The following is a 20,789-nucleotide window of genomic DNA, read 5'->3' on the forward strand; positions in this document are numbered from 1 at the left end:
CCCGATGCGGAGCATACCGTGGAGAAGGCGCACCAGCACTGTAAAGTCAAAGAATACGGCCCCACCGATCTTATCTCATTCCCTCGCTTAGAGGTTCCGTTTACAGCACCCCCAATCAGTACCCGAATTTCAGGCTTTACCTTCGCCTGGAAGTTTACCTATCCCAACAACATAGATCTCCGGGGACCTCCCCAACGCATCTCCTAAACCCAGGCACTCGCCTGCTTTCACCCTTTTCTTGGCTTTTTACCTACTGCTTTTGCCTGTGCCGGAGCAGTGTGTACTGACACGTCTTGTTTTTTCGTGCCGTGAAAAGCCGTCTCTGCGCGGGAATACCTTTTAGTGTTTCTCGCCCAGAAATGGGATTAGCGGGTCTTTTCTGAACCAGGAAAAGCCTGACCGGCAGCTTGTGCCCTTTCTTCTGTTTTGCAGCTTCTGGCGCTTACCGTCCTGGTAAGTCATGCCCCTGCATTCCTTTTTGATTTTAGAAAAGCAGACGCGCGTGGCTACTCAAAGCCCGGCATTGTCTACCGTTTACGATTTGAGTTTCTTATGAGAAATCTACCTCTTCTATTCTTCTTCTTTTTCACATTCCACCTATCCGCCCATGCCCAGGTAAAAGCATTCCAGTTCCAGGGCGAAAAGATAAAACCAGGCTCAAAACAGAGCTTTCTGTTGCCCGTCATCACGGCGCAGGACAGCACGGTTATTCCGGTTACGGTTTTCCACGGAGTTAAAAAAGGACCCGTTCTGGGCATCACGGCCGGGGTGCACGGGCTGGAATACGCGCCCATCATGGCTGCCCAGAAGCTAAGCAAACAGTTAGACCCGGCGCAGATGAGCGGCACCGTCATTCTGGTGCACATGGCCAATGTGCCGGCTTTTCTGAACCGCAGTCTGCGGGTAAATCCTTTGGATGGAAAGAACCTGAACCGCGTTTTCCCCGGCAAAAAAGAAGGCACCAGCTCTGAGAGAATTGCCTGGATTATCTCCAATGACATCATCGCCCGCTGTGATTACTTTATTGACGTGCACGACGGCGATGCCAACGGGGACCTGCGCCCGTATTCCGGCTACTACAATTACTTCAACATGCCCGAGGTCTCGGAGAAAGCCCGTCACATGGCCCTTAGCTTAGGCTTTGATTTCATTGTGCAGTTCGGGAATGAACAGGCGTTAACCGAAGCTTCCATCTACTGTTCCCGGGAGGCCACCAAGCGCAACATTCCGGCCGTGGACATTGAGTGCGGCCGCATGGGGATGGTAGAGGAAGAAACGGTGCAGCAGGTGTTGGCTGCCCTGAATAGCCTCATGCGCCACCTGACCATTCTGGAAGGAAAGCCCAACACGGTGCTCCATCCGGTGATGGTGGGCCAACGCACCACTGTGGAAAGCAAGCACACCGGCTTTTTCTACAGTGATCTTACCAGCGGCGATTACGTGAAAAAGGGTATGCGGCTAGGCTACACCACCGACCTTTTCGGGAACCACCTGGCCGATGTGTTCTGCCCTGTAGACGGCGTCATTCTCTACAAGATCTTCAATCCGCCGGTAAAGGCGGGCGACGGCCTTTTCAACATCGGGCACATCCAGTAATCATTTCAAGAAACCCGCACAAGCCAGGCGCAGGCAACCACTCTGCCGGCTTGCTGCTATCCCTCTCTCTACATGAAAAAGTACTTATTTTTGATAGTACTGGCGTTGTGCCAGCTACATGCCTTTGCCCAGACCGAAGGCCACATTACGGGAACCGTGAAAAACAGCCGGGGCGAGCCGCTGGAAGGGTTCACGGTCACCCTGAAAGAGAACAACGCCTTTGCGACCATCACCGCGGCCGATGGTTCTTTCCACCTCCATCATGTTCCTTTCGGTACGTACAGTTTGTTGGCGCTGGGCATGGGTCACGCCACCGAGTCCCGCACCATCACCATCTCCGGTAATAACCCTGAAGTGGTGGTGGCTTTTGCCTTGAAGCAGAATTCCCAGGCTTTGCAGGAAGTGGAGGTTCTGGGCCGGAAAGAGACTACCTATAAAAGCGAGTACAGCTTCATTGGCACCAAGACGGCCACGTTGGTGATGGACGTGCCGCAGACCATTTCCACGGTCACCAAAGAGCTCATTGAAGACCAGCAGGCCTTTACCCTGAACGACGTGGTGAAGAACGTGGCGGGCGTAAACCAATACTCCAGCTATGATGACCTCACGGTGCGCGGCTTTAGGAACGGCTACGAAAGCGGTTTTCGGTTGGTGAACGGACTGCGCTCCGGCTATAGTTTTGGAAACGGGTTTTTCAGGGTGCCCCTTACGGTGAACCTGGAGCGCGTGGAAGTACTGAAAGGTCCGGGCGCGGCACTGTTCGGGGACATCAACCCGGGCGGCACCATCAACATGGTGACTAAGAAACCGCTGGAGGAAGACCGGAAGGCGGTAAGTTTCAGCGTGGGTAGTTTCCAGACCATGCGCGCTACGCTGGATTTTACCGGTGCCTTGAACGAAGACAAAACCTTGTTGTACCGCCTGAACGTGGGGTACGAGAACACCAAAACGTTCCGGGACGTGAACGATAGGGCCTCCTTCATCATTGCGCCAACCGTTACGTTCCGGCCCACCGCAAACACCACGTTAAATGCCGAGTTGGTGTTCAGCCACTTCAACGGGTACTTGGACCGGGGTTTGCCCATCCAGGGCGGAGACTTGTTCGCCTTGCCGTTTACCTTTACCGTGAGCCAGCCCAACGACCACTTCCGGGTAACCGACCTGTCGTTGAACGCCTCCCTGAACCATAGATTCTCTGATCGGCTTTCGTTCAACCTGGCCTACATGAAGTTTGCCTACGCAGAAGACCTGAAAGAGCACCGCACGCTCAACACCTTCGCCGATGCGCCGCATAACACGGTCATGAACCTGCGGTACTTTGAACGCAGGGCCAAAGAGTACACCGATAACCTCTCGGGCTACTTTGCCTACACCGCCAACACCGGATCTGTTAGTCACAAACTGGTAGTTGGGCTGGACTACGTGAAGTTTGACACCGACCCGAACAGCACCATGTTTGAGTCCCGCGAGCAACTGGTGAACGAACAAAAAGTGCCGCTGACCTTAGACCTGAAGAACCCCGTCTACGAGATCAAGGAAACCAGCAACTACATCCGTCGGCCGCTGCCGCAGTTCTTCATTGACTACATCAACTCAGTGTACCACACCACGGGCGTGTACGTGCAGGACCAACTAGACCTGACCTCAAGGTTGGGCGTGCTTCTGGGCCTGCGGTACGAGATGTTCCGCGATGAGCGGGATTACGGCACCGGCGAGGAAAGCGTGAAGCAGAACATATTGTTACCGCGGGTGGGGCTGACTTATGAGCTGCTGGGCAACCTGAACTACTTCGCCAGTTACAGCCAGGGCTTTAAGCCCGTGAATCCGCAGTTTATCAAGTTCCCGGAGCGCTACGGAAGCGATGCACCCTTCAGCCATGAGGAAAGCTACCAGCTGGAAACCGGGCTGAAAGGCGAGTTCTTCCAGAAAGCGCTATTTGCTACCATCTCGCTGTACCAGATTGAGAAACGCCACACGCTGGTGAACACCGGCACCGTAGATGAAGCCGGGAACCCCGTGTACCGCCAGAACGGCAAAGCCCGCTCCCAGGGTGTGGAAGCAGAAGTGACCGGGAATGTGTTGCCCAACTTCAGCCTGAACGCCAACTACGCCTTCAACCACACTGAGATTTTGGTGGCCTCCATCGCCGCCGAGAACGGAATGGTAGCCGCCAACGCCCCCAAACACACCGCCGGACTCTGGGCCAAATACACCTTTACTTCTCCCGTGCTCAACGGACTAGGCCTGGCAGTAGGCGGAAACCACGTGAGCCGCCGCCGCATGGAAGTACAGGTGAACGCTGTGAACACCGGCGAACTCATCTGGGATTACTGGCCCAGCTACACCGTTGCCAACGCCGCCCTGTTCTACCAGGTGAACAAATTCAAACTCAGCCTGAACCTGAACAACCTGCTAAACAAGCGCTACTTCGTGGGCGGCTACGACTACTTCCGAGCCAGCCCCGGCGCCCCCCGAAATTTCATCGCCACGGTAGGGTATACCATTTAATGTAATGCGAAGAAGTAGAGGTGTGTTTAGCCGCTGCTTTTGAGAAATCAGGCCGAAAACATGTAAGGCTTCTACTAAGCGCAGACTCTCCCCTTGAGGGGAGATAAAGAGGGGTGTTTACAAAGGAGGTCAAATATTGCTGATTTCAAAGGAGGTCCCACTATGGCGCGGAAGTTACTTCCGTGACTTACAAAACAGCTGAGCAAGGCACGGAAGTAACTTCCGCGCCATAGCAGGGAAAGGTCTCTTCTCGTTTCCATCACATTTATCCCAAAACAACCCCAAAACAAAAAGCAATCATCAACTGACAATTGACAATGATCCATATGGAATTTGCCTTAGAAGCAAGACAACTCAAGAAACAGTACCAGGACAAACTGGCGCTGAAAGGCCTGAACCTGCAGATTGAACCCGGGGAGATTTTCTGCCTGCTGGGCCAGAACGGGGCTGGTAAGTCTACCACCATTAACCTGTTCTTAGGCTTTATCACACCTACTTCAGGGGCGGCGTACATCAACGGGCTGGAAGTGGCCACCAATCAACTCAAGGTAAAAGAGTACCTGGCCTACATCCCCGAGAACGTGATGCTGTACCCCAATCTCACGGGACTGGAGAACCTGGCTTTGTTCAGCAGCCTGGCCGGTTTTGACTATAGCCCCGAGAGCCTGATGCAGTACCTGATAGAGGCGGGGCTACCTTCTGAGGCAGCTACGCGTAAAGTGGGGGCTTATTCCAAGGGGATGCGCCAGAAGGTGGGTATTGCCATTGCGGTGGCGAAACGCGCCAAAGTGCTGCTGCTGGATGAGCCTACCTCGGGCCTGGACCCCAAAGCCAGCAATGAGTTCTCTGACCTGCTGCTGAAATTGAGCAGTCAGGGCACCGCCATTTTCATGGCTACGCATGACATTTTCCGGGCAAAAGAAGTGGGTACCCGCGTGGGCATCATGCACGAAGGCGAACTGGTGGATGTGCTAAGCACCGCCGACCTGAACGCCAACGAACTGGAGAATTTGTACCTCAACTACATGCACGCATAAAGATGGTAAAAAGCATTGCCCAAAAAGAATTCATCAGTACGCTCCGCGACAGACGCTTTGTGGTCTTGAGTATGCTGGTGCTGCTATTGCTGCTGGCGGCTACGGTGGTGGGGTTGTACAGTTCCCACACCCTGCAACAGGAGCGCCAGGTGGCACAGGAAGAAGTAAACCACCAGTTCCATAACTCAGCCGACCGGCACCCGCACCGCATGGCGCATTACGGTTCCTTTGCGTTCCGGCCTAAGTCTAGTCTGAGTTTTCTAGATTTCGGGTTGGATTCCTTTACCGGGGCCTCGGTGTTCATGGAGGCGCACAAGCAAAACAGCGCCAATTTCAGTCAGGCGCAGCAATCGTCCTCGCTCATTCGGTTCGGGGAAATGACGGTGGCGTTTGTACTGCAGATGTTGCTGCCGCTGCTCATTATTTTCCTGTGCTTTGGGGCGTTTACCCAGGAGAAGGAGACGGGTACGCTCAAGATTCTGCTGAGTCAGGGTGTGTCGCCGCGGCAGATTGCCTGGGCCAAAATTGCGGGCTACAGCAAAACCGTGGCCTTGGTGGTGACGCCGGCGCTGCTGCTGGCAGGAGGATTGCTCTTCGGGCAAAACGGGTTGGATCTGCAGCCAGATATGCTTTGGCGCTTGCTGCTGTTCATGGCCTTTTACCTGGTGTACTTCTTCATCTTCATTGTGCTGTCGGTGGTGGTATCGGCGCTGCACCAGCGTTCCAGCACCTCTTTGGTCACCCTGCTGGGTATCTGGATTTTGTGCTGCGTGATCATTCCCAAAGCCTCGGCTAACCTGGGCAACACGCTCTACACTACACCCACCAAAGCCCAGATGGATGCTGATGTGCACGAGGAAGTGGCCAAAGGCATTGATGGCCATAACTCGCAGGATGCCCGTGCCGAGGCGCTCAAAAAAGACCTGCTCCGGAAGTACGGGGTAGATTCGGTAAGTCAACTACCGGTGAACGTGGACGGCATCATCATGGCCGTGGGGGAGGAGCAAAGCACAAAGGTATACCGGGAGCATTTCGAGAAACTCACGGGCACCTTCCAGAAACAGAACCGCATCTCAGAATTGGCGGCCTTCCTGAACCCGTACCTGGCGGTGCGGCACCTGTCTATGGGCATGGCCAGCTCTGATTTCCCGCACTACCTCCACTTCCAGAACAAGGCCGAGGAGTACCGCTACCACTTGGCCCAAGGACTGAACCACATCCAGGCCACCCGCCTGAAGTACCATGACAAAACCACCCGCCTCAGTTCCGACACCTGGAAGGAGTTTAAGCCTTTCACCTACGAGACACCGCCCGTGCACTGGGCACTGCGCCACCATCTGCTCTCTTTAACAGCACTGGTCTTATGGCTATGCTTGGTGTGCACCGTGGGCATGCGCCTCGTTCATAAAACTCAAATTGTGTAGAGGATGAAGAAGTTCTGGATACTAATCAAATACGAATGGCTCAACTTCAGAGCCGATAAAGGGTTGCTGATCCTGGTCACACTCACCTTACTAGCAGGTTTGTACGGCATCTATTACGGCACCACCGAGGTGCAGCGGCAGCAGCAGAACATTGCCGGGCTGGAGAAACTGACAGAGCATAACGTGGAGGAACTGAAAGCCAAGTACCCCGAAGGCACCGATGCCGGGGACATTGGCTACTATCACTCCACCTTCGCGGTGCACCACCCAGATTCCTGGGCCAGCCTGGCCTTGGGCCAGCGTGATGTGAACCCATATTACATCAAGCTGCGCCTGCTCAACCTGCAGTCCCAGTTGTATGATACCGAGAACATCAATCCGCAGAAGGTGCTGGCGGGTAATTTCGATTTGTCGTTTGTGCTGGTGTACCTGTTTCCGCTGCTCATCATTGGTTTGTGCTTTAACATCCTGTCCATAGAAAAGGAGCAGGGCACGCTGCCATTACTGCTGTCGCAGCCCATCAGTTTACCTCTGATCGTAGGCGCGAAACTCACGTTCCGGATGCTGGTGGTGCTGGGCTTAGGACTGCTGCTCTCCATCCTGGCCATGATCTGGGGAAAGGTGCTGCCCGATGGACGCGTGGCGCTTTGGCTGGGCGTGGTGATGCTGTACTGTTTTTTCTGGTTTGCGGTAGCGTTTCTGGTGGCGGCGCTGCAGAAGAACTCGGCTTTCAATGCGGTAACCTTGCTGGGCGTGTGGCTGTTGCTCACCATTGTCATTCCGGCTTTGCTGAACGTGTACGTCTCCATCAAGCAACCCATACCGCAGGCGCTGGCGCTTACCATTCAACAGCGCGAGGTAGTGCACGGCGGCTGGGACAAACCCAAGCGCGAGACCATGGACAAGTTCTTCGCCTTGTACCCGCAGTGGCGCGACACCACCGAAATCAAGGAGCGCTTTGTGTGGCGCTGGTACTACGCTTTCCACCACCTGGGCGATGTAGCCGTGCAAGACCTCGCTACCCAATACAAGCAAACACTGCTGGCCCGGCATGAACTGGTGCAGAAACTGAATGTGCTGAGTGTACCCGTGAACGTTCAGGGAATTTTCAACGCCATGGCAGGTTCAGATCTGCCGTCGTACGTGCAGTTCCTGCAAAGCGCCACCCGCTACCATGACTCGCTTCGGGAGTTCTATTACCCGTTCCTCTTCCGGCAGATCACCTTCACCCCCGCTGACTTTGCCCGGGAGCCCAGACATAGCTTTTCCAGTGCGCCTGACGTGGATTCAGCGGTAAATGGCTTTGTAAAGCTGTTAGGGAGTGTGGTAGTGGTCTTCGGGGCAGGGTTGTTGCTGTTTAGGTGGAAAACGGCTTCTGTGAAGTAGCGGATTTTTGAGTCAATCCAGCTACTGATTTTAGCTTGATTTCTAAAATGCAATTAAAAACCCTTTACTATGGCGCGGAAGTTACTTCCGTGACTTGCAGGTATTCATTAAGAAGTCACGGAAGTAACTTCCGCGCCATAATTGGGTTGGTTCGCTGGCGCGGGCGTGCAGCTCGTGTCCGCACGCATTCCTGAAAGTCTTTCTTGCTTCCTAAAGTATAGGAGCTTAGTTTTATAAGGCTTTCCTCCACCCACCTGTCATCTTGGAAAGATCTTGTGGGCGAGCTGTAATGGCACTTCGCTATCCGCCTTTCTGGTTCGCAACCAAGATCCTTTCAGGATGACAGAATAAGAGCAAAGTAGTAGTATCCGGAATGCGTGCGGACACGAGCTGCAAGCTCGCGCCAGCGAATGAATCTTTATGGTTTCTGTTTTGGAGCTGTTCTTTGAAAAACAGTTCTAAAACGGAGGCTATCCTATCAGAGATAAGCATAACCAAAAAGAAGAGGCCGCTCCCATCTGGAGCGGCCTCTTCTTTTTAACTCATAACCACGCAACCGGTTATTTCTCTACCACTTTAATCAACGTATTGGCAGCGATGCGGTCAGAGAGTTGCATGCCGTTCAGGATAGCCATTTCCTCGAACCGTTTGCTGGGCACGTTGAACGATTGAAGTACCTGCGACAGGGTTCCGGGGGTGCGGACGGTTTTGATGCGCACTACCTCGGGTTTGCGGTTCAGTTTCTCCGGATCAGTAAGTTGCCGGAAGTTCTGGGCCGTGCCGCTGAACGTCGGGAAGTAGGTGTTAAAGGCCGAGGCCGTAGTCACGCCCGTGATGTTGTAGATATTCCCCCCGTACTGGATGAAGTAGCTCAGGGCCTGAATGGGTTCGGCCTGTTGCTGCGTTTGCTGCTGCTGTTGTTGCTGGGCGGCCTGTTGGGCGACTACCGCCAGGGCGGGCAGCCCGTTCACGGTTACTTGCCTTGACTCCACGGCCTGCAGTTGGTTGTCTTGCAGCATCTTCTGGGCCGCTGCTTCCAGAGAGGTGCCCTGAGCCAGTCGCAGGAACATCAGCGCCTTGCCGTCCTGCGGAGCCATCTGTACCTGCTGGGGGGTGTTCTGGTACTGCCAACCGGTGGGGATGGGGAACTGGAACTTGAGGTCTGGGTGGTAGAACACGCTGTTCTCCACGAAGCCCTGTTTGGGGTCCTCGCCGTAGATGAGGCCATCAATCATGCGCAGGTAGCTGTCGCGCCCTTCCTTGAGGTTGGTGGCGTTGGTTTTCTGCTTCCACTGGGCGGCCAGTTGGTGCACGGTGTTGTACCGGTCGCCGGGGTTGGGGTGGGTAGACAGGAAGCCCGGCAATTCCTGCTGGCCGCTTTGCTGGCCCTGCCGCTGCAAGGTCTGGAAGAAATCGGCCATGTGGCTGGCATCGTAGCCTATCTTGGTGGAGTATTCCACGCCCAACTCATCGGACTGGCGCTCATCGTCCCGCCCGAATTTCAGGAACATCAGCCCGGCCCCCTGCGAGAGCACATCGCCGTACTGCGCCAGGGTGGGCGAGGCGATCATGCCGCCCATGAGCAGGACCTGCGCCAGGGTAGACTTGCTTTGCTGCTGGGCCGAGTGCCGGGCCGTGATGTGCCCAATCTCGTGGCCCAGCACCCCGGCAAACTGTGCCTCTGAGTTAAAGTGCGCCATGATGCCGCGCGTGAAGTACACGTAGCCACCCGGCACGGCAAAGGCGTTGAGAATGGGGGAGTCCACAATCTTGAACTCGTATTTCAGGTTGGGCCGGTGCGAAACGGCGGCCATTTGCTGGCCTTTTTCCTGGATAAAGCGCTGCAGCGTGGGGTTCTCTACCAGGCCGTACTGGGCCACAATCTGCGGGTCGGCCTGCATGCCCATGGCCACTTCCTGGTCTTCAGACACAAAGTTGATATCGCGTTTGCCGGTTACCGGGTTGGTGGCGCAGGAGTTGAACAATAGTATAGCCGCCGTGGCAAGACTATACGGAAGAAGTTTTTTCATAGCAGTAGGGTTAAGGCTCAACTTGTAATTCTCTTAGGCAGGCCAAGGCTGGCGGGCCCACCTGTTCTTGCAACGTGTACCAGATTTTAATGGTTACGGTGCCGTTGGGTAGCACAATGCCAAGAGCCTTTGATTGGGGTGCCCTGCCCGTTTTTAGGCGATTTCTAAGAAAACACACCAAAAACCGGTGGCCTTATCGCCCCTGGGCGGAAGAAAGTGTAGCCTGTAAGAAGTTAAAGCCGGCTAAGTCCCGGGGAGCCCGCCTGCCCCAGGTGCCGTTGCTCTCTCCAGCGCATGCGGTAGGCGTTCATGGCGGTGGTGCCCAGTTTCTGCAGCAGTTTATAATTCACCACGGCGCCCACGGGAGCGCCAATCACCGGAATCAGCTGCGCCAGTTTGGCCAGGTCAATGTAATCGCGGTATTCTTGTTGGAAGGTGCGCCAGTCAAACTGGTGGATGTCCTGGGGCAGGTGCAGTTTCTGGGTTTCCCAGTCTACCATCTGCAGGTACACTTCGCGCCGCTGCTGCTGGCTGCTGAACGCCAGCTGGAAGATGTGCAGCAGGTACACCCGCTCACGGTAATCGTCAACGGGGTGGCCGTAGAGGGCGGCCAGGTCAAACAGCATCTTCAGCTTGAGGCCCAGCAGCAGCGGGAAATCGGCGAGGCCCAGCAGAATGCCGCCCGCGCCCGTGATGCCCCCTTCGGCGGCCGCCGTTTTCTTGTAGAAGGCAATGCGGTCCAGCACGGCGGCCTCGGTTTGTTCCAGGGCAGCCTGGGCCACGGGCTGGCGGGTGGTGTGCCTGGCGCCAAACAGCACCGCCCTGATCATCTGCTTGATGGTGGCCGTGATGGCCTGGTGTACCTTCTCGGGGATGTAGCGGTTGATCTTCTGTTGCATGCCCCGGGTAAGATGGTTGAAGAGCGAAGGCTCCCGCAGCATTTCCTGCTGCCACGCCCGGAGCTCCTGCAGGGCTTTTTCTTCATAGGTGCCGGTGGTCATAAGAGAGGGGCAGGGAATAGCTGCTCTGCGAAGAAAGGGGTTCTGCGCGAAGGAGGCAAGCCCATGACCACAGGCGATAAACCTGTTCACCCAGAGCCACGCCGCCTGGGCCAAAGGCTAAAAAGCGTTTAGGGCCTGATTTGGAGAAATCAGGCCCTAAACGCTTGTCTAAAGTGGCGAGGCTTAGCGTCGGCCGCGCCCTCTGGTGCCGGTGCTTCTTTTGGGTTTCTGGTCGGGGCCAGGTCTGCTGGTTCTGCCCCCCGCCGCGCCGGTAGGCCTGCCGGTGCCGGTGCCGCGACCAGCAGTTTTAGATGATCCGCCTTTAGGGGGTCTGCCGCCCACGGTGTCGCGGGCCGGGCCGCTGCCGGGGGCGCTTTTAGGTTTGCGGTTGGCTTTGGCCTTGGGGTTCACGTACTCGTTTACTTTAGGCCGGGGCGGGGCCACGCGGTGCACCTTTACCCCAAACTCCTCCAGAAAATCGTCTTCCTCTGGTTTGGCCTTGCCGCCGGCGCGGGCCGGAGCTTTGGCGGGTTCCTTGCCCCAGGTAGAGGCCTCCTCGGTTTTGGAAGACTCCGCGATGAGCTCGTTGATGGTTCTCATTTCCTCAGCGGTGAGGTAGCGCCAGTGCCCGGTGGGCAGATCGGCCAGTTTCACGTTCATGATGCGCACGCGCTTCAGGCGCTCAACCCGGTAGCCCAGGGCCTCGCACATGCGCCTGATCTGGCGGTTAAGGCCCTGCGTGAGGACAATCCTGAACTCTTTGTGACCCAGTTGCTTCACCACCGCTTTTTTGGTGACGCCCTCGGTGAGGCGTACCCCGTTGGCCATGCGCGTGAGAAACTCCTCGTTCACGGGTTTGTCCACCATCACCACGTACTCCTTGTCGTGGTTGTTGTCGGCCCGCAGGATCTTGTTCACAATATCGCCGTCGTTGGTGAGCAGGATGAGCCCTTCTGAGGCGTTGTCCAGGCGGCCGATGGGGAAGATGCGCTTGGGGTACCCAATAAAGTCAATGATGTTCTTCTTGTCGTTGGGGTCGGTGGTGGTGGTGATGCCCGTGGGCTTGTTGAAGGCAATGTAGATGGCCCGCTCGTTGGGCTTTTTGGCCCTGATGGGCTCGCCGTCCACGGCTACCTTGTCGCCGGGTTTCACGGTGGCGCCTTTGCGGGCGGTGCGGTCATTGATGGTGACCCGGCCTTCCTCAATGTAGCGGTCTGCCTCGCGGCGCGAGCAGAAGCCTGAGTCGCCGATGTATTTATTTAACCGGGTGCTATTGTCTGTTGACATACGAATGCTGGTTCTGGGTACTGGTCTGTGGGTGATGAAAAAGGAACGGCGCTGCCCCGGCAGGCCGGGCGATGGCTCACGCGAACGTCTTCAGGTACAGGTCTTCTACTTTCTTACGGGCCCAGGGGGTTTTACGTAAAAACGTGAGGCTTGACTTAATGCTGGGGTTGTGCGTGAAGCTGTTGATCTTGATGCGGTCGCCTAGCTCTTCCCACCCGTAGTGGTCCACCAGCAGCACCAGAATCATCTCCAGGGTTTTTCCGTGTAACGGATTGTTTTTCTGTTCTTCCATATTTCCGCTGCAAAGGTAGTCTTTCTAGCTGAGTTTTACGTGACTGGCCCCAAACGGGTACCGGGCCAGGCTGGGCGCTGTGGGGTGGGCGGCCTCCTTCTGGGCGGGGAGGCGACCATCCTGCTGGGGAGGTATTTTTACAGACCGGGCTTGGGGAAAGCAACTAAGTGCTAAAAAATGTTGGCTAAAGGTAAGTGACCGGGATTAAGGTTTGTTCCTTTTAATATTAAATTGATTTATTTTGTTATTTATTAGAGAGCTATTCCTTGCCCCATAGGTGAAAATAGTCTTATCTTAAAGGATAATTTCGTTCATGCCCGTTCCCCAGGTCATGAACCTGTCCCTGCTTTCTCACCTACAACGTTCTATAGTCCCATGGAAACCGTTACGATGCCCTTCACCGCTCTGTCTGCCAGTTCTGCCATGTCTGTGGAAGAATTCATCCAAACCTATGCCAACCATCCGGTGTACTTTTCGCCCAAGGGGCCCAGGCTGCACGCCAAAAACTGGCCCGCCGAGGCGGCCCTCCGCATGTTCCTGAACAACATCTCGCATGACGTGGCCGAAGACCCCGAGCGGCTGGTGGTGTACGGCGGCATTGGGCAGGCGGCCCGCACGCCGCAGGACGCCCGCAAGATTGTGGAGCTGCTGCTCACCCTGGAGGAAGACGAGAGCCTGCTGATTCAAAGCGGGAAACCGGTGGGCAAGATCAGGAGCCACGCCGAGGCCCCGCGCGTGCTCATCGCCAACAGCAACCTGGTGCCGCACTGGGCCACCTGGGAGCACTTCAACCAACTGCGTGCGCGCGGCCTCATGATGTACGGCCAGATGACTGCCGGCAGCTGGATCTACATTGGCACCCAGGGCATTCTGCAGGGCACCTATGAGACGTTCGCCGCCTGCGGCCGGCGGCACTTTGGCGGTGACCTGCGGCACAAGCTGGTGGTGAGCGGCGGCCTGGGCGGCATGGGCGGGGCGCAGCCTTTGGCCGCCACCATGGCGGGCGCCACGTTCCTGGGCGTGGACGTAGACCCGGAGCGCATCAAGAAACGCCTGGAGAGCCGTTACCTGGACACCATGACCTATGATTACCAGCACGCCATGCGCCTGGTGCTGGCCGCCCGTGACAAAGGCGAGGCCGTGTCTATTGGCCTGGTGGGCAATATTGGCGACGTGCTGGAAAACCTGGTCCGCGACGGCATCACGCCGGATATCCTCACCGACCAGACCTCGGCCCATGACCCGGTAAACGGCTACGTGCCACACGGCATGTGCCTGCCGCAGGCCCTCACCCTGCGCCAGCAGGACCCCGAGCAATACCGCCAACTTTCCCTCAAAAGCATGGCCCGGCACGTGGGCTACATGCTGGAGCTGCAACGCCGGGGCAGCTGCACCTTTGACTATGGCAACAACCTGCGCGCATTCGCCCAGCAAGGCGGCGAGGCCAACGCGTTCCAGATTCCCGGGTTTGTGCCGGAGTACATCAGGCCGCTTTTCTGCGAAGGCCAGGGTCCGTTCCGGTGGGTGGCGCTTTCCGGCGACCCTGAAGACATCCGGGTCACCGATGAGGCCCTGAAGGATCTCTTCCCCGAGAACGTGCACATGAAGAACTGGCTGGACCATGCCAGGGTGAAAGTAGCGTTTCAGGGTTTGCCCAGCCGTATCTGCTGGTTGGGCATGGGCCAGCGCGAACAGGCGGGCTTGCTGTTCAACCAACTGGTGCGCGAGGGCAAGGTGAAAGGCCCACTGGTGATTGGCCGCGACCACCTGGACTGCGGCTCGGTGGCCTCGCCCTACCGCGAAACCGAGGGCATGAAAGACGGTTCCGATGCCGTGTCTGACTGGCCGCTCCTGAACCTGATGGCCAACGCCTGCGGCGGGGCCACCTGGGTGTCGTTCCACCACGGGGGCGGCGTGGGCATGGGCTACTCCCAGCACGCCGGCATGGTGATCTTAGCCGATGGTTCTGAACGGGCAGACCGGTGCCTGCGCCGCGTGCTGCACAATGACCCGGCCCTGGGCATTTACCGGCACGCCGATGCCGGCTATGAAACCGCCCAGCAGAATGCCCGGGAATTTGGCCTGGATGTATAACTTACCGCCGGAAAGGCCCTGAGACTTACCCACCCTGCGCCTTTTTGGCCTGTTTTTCTGAAACTCGGCCTAAAACGGCCCTGCTCCCCACAGAGGGGCTTCGTTCTGCATCGGGCGAAGCCGCTTCTTAACTCACACGTGCATGCACCCAGACCCTAAAGCCTTTACCTTACTAGGACCCTTCACTCAGCTAGTGACCATGGCCGGTTTGCCCTTGGCCGGTCCTCTACCCGATGACCAACTGGAAGTCCTGGAGCAAGCCGGCCTCCTGCTGCAGGGCGAGAAGATTGCGCAGGTTGGGCCCTATGCTCAACTACGGCAAACCGCTCAAGAGAATGGATACCGGTTGCAGGTCCTGGAGGAGCCCCTGGTCTTGCTGCCGGGGCTTATTGATGCCCACACCCACCTTTGCTTCGCGGGTTCGCGGGCCCGGGACTATGCCCTACGGGTGGCCGGAAAATCGTACCTGGAGATTGCCCGCAGCGGCGGCGGCATTCTGGATACCGTGCGTAAAACCCGGGCTGCCTCTCTCCAGGAGTTGGTGCAAACCTTAACCCAGCGCTGCAACCGCCACTTGGCTGAAGGGGTGACCACCTGCGAGGTGAAAAGTGGCTATGGCCTCACGGTACCCGATGAACTCAAGATGCTGCAAGCCATCCGGCAGGTAGACCAAAGCCACCCGTTGGACCTGGTGCCTACCTGCCTGGCCGCCCACATGCGGCCGCCGGAGTTCACGCAGAACAGCGCCTACTTACGGCAGGTGGTGGAGGAACTCTTGCCAAAAGTCAAAGCGGAAGGGCTGGCCCAACGGGTAGACATTTTCATTGAAGACACCGCCTTTTCTGAGGAAGAAGCCCTTTGGTTTTTGCAGCTGGCCCGGGAACTGGGCTTTGCCGTTACCGTGCACGCCGACCAGTTCAGCACCGGGGGCAGCAAAGTAGCGGCTGAGGTGCAGGCCCTCAGCGCAGACCATCTGGAAGCCAGCGGAATGGCAGAAATCCAGCGCTTGAAAGCGGCGGGCGTGGTGGTCGTGGTGCTGCCCGGGGCGTCCCTGGGTCTGGGCATGCCGTTCGCGCCGGCCCGGCAACTGCTGGACCAGGGCCTTTGCGTGGCCCTTGCCACCGACTGGAACCCGGGCTCAGCGCCCATGGGCGACTTGCTGCTGCAGGCGGCGCTCTTGGGCGCCGCCCAGAAACTCACCCAGGCCGAAACCTGGGCCGGCCTCACGGTACGGGCGGCGCACGCCCTCCGGCTACCGGACCGCGGCAGCCTGGAAGCCGGCAAGCTGGCCGACCTGATAGCCTTCCCCACGGACCAATACCAGGAGATCCTCTACCTCCAGGGCAAACTCAAACCCACCCAGGTCTGGAAAAGAGGAAAACGGGTGTAAAGCTTTCTGCGCTAGTTGTTTTGGGCCTATTTTTGGCAAAACCAGGCAAAATCAATTCACTGATTTCTGGGCGTCCAGCAGAATCCGGACAATGCGGGTGTCTTCGTCTTCCCAGTTGATGTTCTTCACGTTCTCAATCTGGTGCACCGACAGGCCATCGTATTGGCCATAGCTGCTGTAGACTTCCATCAGGAACTCAGACTCGGTGACTTCCTTGATAAAGCCGTACAGGCCCAGGTCCTGGTAGAGGTACAGGTAAATGAGCTGCTGTTCTTTCTGGGCTTGCACCAGAATCTCGACCATGCTGCAGTTGCCAATGTGGAACAGGGCCGGCACGGCGGTGTCTGCGTAGATCTTCCGGAGGTTGTTTCCCTTGGTCTCCAGCCGGCGCAGGAAAATATCGTCAAAGTCTACCCCAAACAAATCAGAGGTTTTGAGAATCAGGATGCCGTTGGGCAAGCCCTGCTGGGTGAGCGAGCGCAGGCTAATGGTTTCTTCGTTGTAGTCCAGCAGGTAGCCCAGGTACAGTTTGGGACCTTCGGGCGCGTGGAGGCGGAGGGCTACGGGTTTGTCTTCTTCCTTGGCTTGTTGTAGAATAGTATAGAATAAATTCATATAATGCCGGTGTAATTTTCTGGTCGGGTGAACGGGAGGAGCGAAGTTAAGATAGAAAATTATTGGCTCTCTTTAGCACCTAAGGCAGACGATTATGTACAAACCATCAGACAAAACCACCTGGAAGGGAAGAACAGACACGCAGGATGGGGTGCTGGGCCTGCGGTGGCACCAGGTGGTGCAACTCCTGGACCTTTCCAGGGATGTGGCCGACGGGAATGGAGATTTTGCGTTTGTGGGTTTCAGCTGTGACGAGGGCGTACGGCGAAACCAGGGCCGGGTAGGCGCAGCGGGTGGCCCCAACGCGCTGCGGCTGGCCATGTCGGCCCTGGCCGATCACTTGCCCGAGGGGGTGCAGCTGTTTGGGGGCGGCGACATCCTCTGCGCCAACCAGCGGCTGGAGGAAGCGCAGGGCCAACTGGGCCGAAAAGTGGAACTCTTGCTGAGAAAGGGATATAAGACCCTTGTTCTGGGCGGGGGCCATGAAACCGCCTATGGCCATTTCCTTGGAATCCAGAAGCAGCTGAAGGACGGGGAACAGCTGGGCATCATTAACCTGGATGCCCACTTTGATGTGCGAAGCTACGCCCCGCAGCCCAGCTCGGGCAGCCCGTTCCTGCAGATAGCCCATGACCTGGCGGCCGCCGGAAAGGAGTTCCATTACCTCTGCCTGGGCATTCAGGAGTCTGGCAACACCCGCAAACAATTTGAGACCGCCGCCGCCCTGGGTGCCCAGTACGTAGAGGCGCAGGACCTGCACTTCGGCTTAACCGAGGCCGTCCGGCAGAAAATCAAAGCCTTTACAGACAAAGTAGACAAGCTGTACCTTAGCATTGACTTAGACGTGTTTGCTGCCGCGTATGCGCCGGGAGTAAGCGCGCCCAACGCCCTGGGCCTGGCCCCGCAGGCGGTGCTCCCTATCCTGCAGGAGATCATGGCCAGCGGCAAGGTGATCACGGTAGATGTGGTAGAGCTGAACCCCGCGTTTGACGTAGATGGCCAAACGGCCCGGCTGGCCGCCGCGCTTATTTTCCAAATTGTGAAATTCTGGAGCTAAATCCTTCACACCCGTTTGTTTTTAGGCCGATTTCGGGAAAATGCACGGAAAACGAAAGGGGAAGGTTCTGCGTCTTACTGCTGGTCTTTTTTTAACCAATCAACCAGGCACGGAATAACTTTCGCGCCATGTAGGGTTAACATTGGAAAGAAGCCGGTTCACTGATCACGTTGTTTAGGGCACCTTTTGGCCAAAACAGCCCAAAAACAGAAAGGAGCAGCTTTATGCCAAAGCTGCTCCTTTCTGTTTTTGGGCGTTGAAAACCTACGCAGAATTCCGCTCAGCGTTGATAATCCCGAAGGAGCAGCGCATGACCAGCTTTTCAAACTTGCCCTTGTCGGCGGTGGAGGTTTCCTGCTCTTCCATTTCCCTGATCTGGGTAAGGGCGTACTGCTGGATGGTGAGCAGCGGCAACTCAATGCGCTGGCGCATCTGGATGGAAAGGCGGTTCACCGGTTTGTCTTCCATGAGGTGCGTGTTGCCCGTGAGGCGCAGCACGTACTGCTTGGTGCGCTCAAACTCCTGGTGAATCATCTTCCAGAGCTCGCCGTACTGCGGGTGCCTGGCCAGGAAAGCGGTGAGCGGGAAAAAGCACTTGGTCATGGCCATCTCGCAGTTGCCGATCAGGGTACGGAAGAACAAGGAGCGTTGGTACAGCTGCTCCACGGCGCTCCACTGGCCTGCGTCTTCCAGTTTCTGCATGGCGGCGCCCACCCCGTAGTACCCGGGCAGGTTCTGCTTCAGCTGGCTCCAGGAACCCACGTAGGGCACGGCCCTGAGGTCGTTCAGGTTGAGTTTGCCGGGCTTGCGCTTGGCCGGACGGCTGCCGATGTTGGCCTCGGCGTAGTACCGGAGCGGACTGGCGTAGTTGAGGTACTCCAGAAAGTTGGGCAGGTTCTTGAGCGTGTTGTAGGCCTGGTAACTCTCGTCGGCCAGCTGCTGCATGAGCTGCTCTTCCTGCCGGGTAAGGGTAGTCTCGCGGGCCGTGAACAGCGCGTTCCTAATGCCGGCGTGCATGAGCTGCTCCATGTTGTACTGCGCCGCATCAATGGTCCCGAAGTTAGAGCTGATGGTCTGCCCCTGAATGGTGAGCTGAATCTCCTTGCTGGCGATGTTAGAGCCCATAGACGCGTAAAACTGGTGCGTACGGCCACCCCCGCGGGCGGGCGGACCACCGCGCCCGTCAAAGAACACCACCTGCAGATCGTGCTGCTGGGCCAGCAAACTCAGCTCTTCCTTGGCTTTGTAAATGCTCCAGTTTGCCATGAGGTACCCGCCGTCTTTGGTGCCGTCTGAGAAGCCCAGCATAATGGTCTGGATGTTGCCGCGCCGCTCAAGGTGCTGCCGGTACACGGCAGAGGTGTAGAGCGCCTGCATCACGGCACGGGCATTCCTGAGATCGTCAATGGTCTCAAACAAAGGCACAATGTCCACGGTGAGTTCCTGGGGCTGCCAGCCGCTGAGCAGGAACAGGCCGTACACCTCCATCACGTCCAAAACGCTGGTGCTGTGGCTGATGATGTAGCGGTGGCTGCCTTCCTGGCCGTTGATGGCCTGAATGGTTTTCATGGCCTGCATGGATTCCAGCGTGTCGCGGTGCAGTTCGTTCTCCAGCCGGGCGGGGTCTACGGTGGTGTTGGCGTTCAGCAGGGCCGCTATCTTTTCCTCGGCAGACAACTGCGGGTAGTCTTTCGGCAGCGCCTCCGTTTGCGAGGCGATGGCTTCCAGGGCCTCCGTATGGGCCGAACTGTCTTGCCGCACATCCAGCGAAGCGAAGTACAAGCCAAACACCTCCACTTTGCGCACCAGGTTTTCGGCCAGGTTCAGGAACAAGCCGTTGTGGTCCCTGATCAGAATGTCGGTGATGCGCTGGAGCGGCGCCAGGATGTCTTCCCGGGTAATATCGGCTTTGTAGCCGGGCAGGAACAAGTTGTTGTACAGCTTTTCTTCCAGCGAGACCAGCTCGTTTAAAACGCCTTTGAACGTAAGGCGGCGCTTGAGCCGGCGCACATCCTGGTAGTACGACTTGATAATGGCGCCGCGCAGGGCCTCGGCCACTTTCAGGGTAATCTGAGCCGATACGAACGGGTTGCCGTCCCGGTCGCCGCCGGGCCAGAAACCCAGGCGGATCAGCGGGTTCTGCCCCGAGACCGCCTCGGGAAACTGGCTTTTCAGGAAGGACATGATCTGCCCTGCCGACTGGTAAAAGACGTTCTCCAGGTACCAGATCAGGCTCACTGCCTCATCATACGGCGACGGCTTTTCATTTTTAAAGAACGGGGTCTTGCCCAACTGCCGCAGGTAGCTGTTCACCTGCGAGGTGTTGTCGCTCACCAGCGCCTTAGACAAGTCATTGATAATGCCCAGCACTTCGCTGGGGTAAAATTGAGTGGGATGGGCCGTGAGCACCAGCCGCACTGAGAAGTCCTTCAGCTTTTCTTTCAGTTGCGGATGGGTCTGGGTTTGCTCCACTTCGGCCTGCAGGTGCTTGAGGGTACCCGCCCCGCTCATGTCATGGATCTCTTTGAAGGAGGCGTCTTCCAGGGCGTCAAACAGCACCACCTGCCGCTCTGCGTACTGCACAAACCTGAACAGCAAATCCATCTGCTCCTGCTGGGTGCGGTAGGGCGTGTACTGGCTGAAGAACGTGCCGATGATGTCGGCCGGGCTGGCCTCCTTGGCAAATCCTTCTTCACAGTGCAGCAGGAAAATGGAAAGCAACACGCCTGTTTTCTCTACCCGGTGAAACGGCAGCGACGTGAACAAGCTGTTGTACAACTGAAATTTGAGCCCTACGTGTTTGTCATAGGTTTGCAGGGCGCTGTTGGAAGAACCATCCATAGTTTGCTAGTAGTAGTGGTGTGGTAAACTGTCCTCAAAGTAAGGCGCCTTTTCGGGGCAGGCACAGTTTTAGGTGATTAACAAATATAAAAGGTAATGTGAAAACTGATATGGTTTTTGGTAATAAATGCGATAAATGTTTGTGGAAATGTCTGGTGAATTGCCTGTTTTGCTTCTAATCTGTTCTGGATTGACCAATCCTGTTTTCAGGGCCTTTTTCTAAAATACGCC

General features: G+C 56.9%; 14 protein-coding genes. 8 read left to right on the forward strand and 6 right to left on the reverse strand.

Annotated features, from left to right (window positions below; translation table 11 throughout):
* Positions 1 to 552: 552 nt before the first annotated feature.
* The 5 genes from JT718_RS01990 (at position 553) to JT718_RS02010 (ending at position 7,951) form a co-directional block, all read left to right on the forward strand.
* Positions 553 to 1,596, forward strand: a complete 1,044-nt coding sequence (locus tag JT718_RS01990) for a succinylglutamate desuccinylase/aspartoacylase family protein (RefSeq protein ID WP_205499991.1) — start codon at positions 553 to 555, stop codon at positions 1,594 to 1,596.
* 72 nt (positions 1,597 to 1,668) lie between these two features.
* Positions 1,669 to 4,104 carry a TonB-dependent receptor gene (locus JT718_RS01995; RefSeq protein ID WP_205499992.1) on the forward strand — a complete coding sequence of 812 codons (2,436 nt, stop codon included), beginning with the start codon at positions 1,669 to 1,671 and terminating at the stop codon, positions 4,102 to 4,104.
* Between the two features lie 326 nt (positions 4,105 to 4,430).
* A complete protein-coding gene (locus JT718_RS02000; RefSeq protein ID WP_205499993.1) occupies positions 4,431 to 5,141 on the forward strand; it encodes an ABC transporter ATP-binding protein in 711 nt (236 codons plus the stop codon).
* Between the two features lie 2 nt (positions 5,142 to 5,143).
* Positions 5,144 to 6,565, forward strand: a complete 1,422-nt coding sequence (locus tag JT718_RS02005; RefSeq protein WP_205499994.1) for an ABC transporter permease — start codon at positions 5,144 to 5,146, stop codon at positions 6,563 to 6,565.
* A 3-nt stretch (positions 6,566 to 6,568) separates the two neighbouring features.
* Entirely contained in the window at positions 6,569 to 7,951 is a 1,383-nt protein-coding gene (locus JT718_RS02010) for an ABC transporter permease (RefSeq protein WP_205499995.1), read from the forward strand.
* A gap of 560 nt (positions 7,952 to 8,511) precedes the next feature.
* Here the strand turns inward: JT718_RS02010 and JT718_RS02015 are convergent.
* The 4 genes from JT718_RS02015 to JT718_RS02030 all read right to left on the reverse strand — a co-directional run bounded on the left by JT718_RS02015 (position 8,512) and on the right by JT718_RS02030 (position 12,561).
* A complete protein-coding gene (locus tag JT718_RS02015) occupies positions 8,512 to 9,981 on the reverse strand; it encodes a M48 family metalloprotease (protein ID WP_205499996.1) in 1,470 nt (489 codons plus the stop codon).
* Between the two features lie 233 nt (positions 9,982 to 10,214).
* Complete coding sequence (locus JT718_RS02020; RefSeq protein ID WP_205499997.1) at positions 10,215 to 10,982, reverse strand: EcsC family protein; 768 nt, start codon at positions 10,980 to 10,982, stop codon at positions 10,215 to 10,217.
* Between the two features lie 183 nt (positions 10,983 to 11,165).
* The gene (gene rluF / locus JT718_RS02025; RefSeq protein WP_205499998.1) at positions 11,166 to 12,269 is read right to left on the reverse strand and encodes a 23S rRNA pseudouridine(2604) synthase RluF; all 1,104 of its coding nucleotides are present in this window, start codon (positions 12,267 to 12,269) and stop codon (positions 11,166 to 11,168) included.
* Between the two features lie 76 nt (positions 12,270 to 12,345).
* Positions 12,346 to 12,561, reverse strand: a complete 216-nt coding sequence (locus JT718_RS02030; protein ID WP_205499999.1) for a VF530 family protein — start codon at positions 12,559 to 12,561, stop codon at positions 12,346 to 12,348.
* A gap of 423 nt (positions 12,562 to 12,984) precedes the next feature.
* On the opposite strand from JT718_RS02030, the gene hutU reads away from it, so the two are divergent.
* Positions 12,985 to 14,655, forward strand: a complete 1,671-nt coding sequence (hutU, locus tag JT718_RS02035; protein WP_205500056.1) for a urocanate hydratase — start codon at positions 12,985 to 12,987, stop codon at positions 14,653 to 14,655.
* Between the two features lie 142 nt (positions 14,656 to 14,797).
* Complete coding sequence (gene hutI, locus JT718_RS02040) at positions 14,798 to 16,045, forward strand: imidazolonepropionase (protein ID WP_205500000.1); 1,248 nt, start codon at positions 14,798 to 14,800, stop codon at positions 16,043 to 16,045.
* 51 nt (positions 16,046 to 16,096) lie between these two features.
* On the opposite strand, the gene JT718_RS02045 is transcribed toward hutI, so the two are convergent.
* Positions 16,097 to 16,660: a hypothetical protein gene (locus JT718_RS02045; protein WP_205500001.1), complete on the reverse strand. Its 564-nt coding sequence runs from the start codon at positions 16,658 to 16,660 to the stop codon at positions 16,097 to 16,099.
* Positions 16,661 to 16,754: 94 nt separating this feature from the next.
* Here JT718_RS02045 and hutG point away from each other — a divergent pair, with 94 nt between their 5' ends.
* Positions 16,755 to 17,717, forward strand: coding sequence for a formimidoylglutamase (hutG, locus tag JT718_RS02050; protein ID WP_205500002.1), 963 nt, complete (start codon positions 16,755 to 16,757; stop codon positions 17,715 to 17,717).
* Between the two features lie 264 nt (positions 17,718 to 17,981).
* Here hutG and JT718_RS02055 read toward each other — a convergent pair whose 3' ends face one another.
* On the reverse strand, positions 17,982 to 20,558 hold the full coding sequence (locus JT718_RS02055; protein WP_205500003.1) for a phosphoenolpyruvate carboxylase: 2,577 nt from the start codon (positions 20,556 to 20,558) through the stop codon (positions 17,982 to 17,984).
* Positions 20,559 to 20,789 lie beyond the last annotated feature (231 nt).

This window comes from Rufibacter psychrotolerans, from assembly GCF_016924645.1.
Taxonomy (GTDB): Bacteria; Bacteroidota; Bacteroidia; order Cytophagales; family Hymenobacteraceae; genus Nibribacter; species Nibribacter psychrotolerans.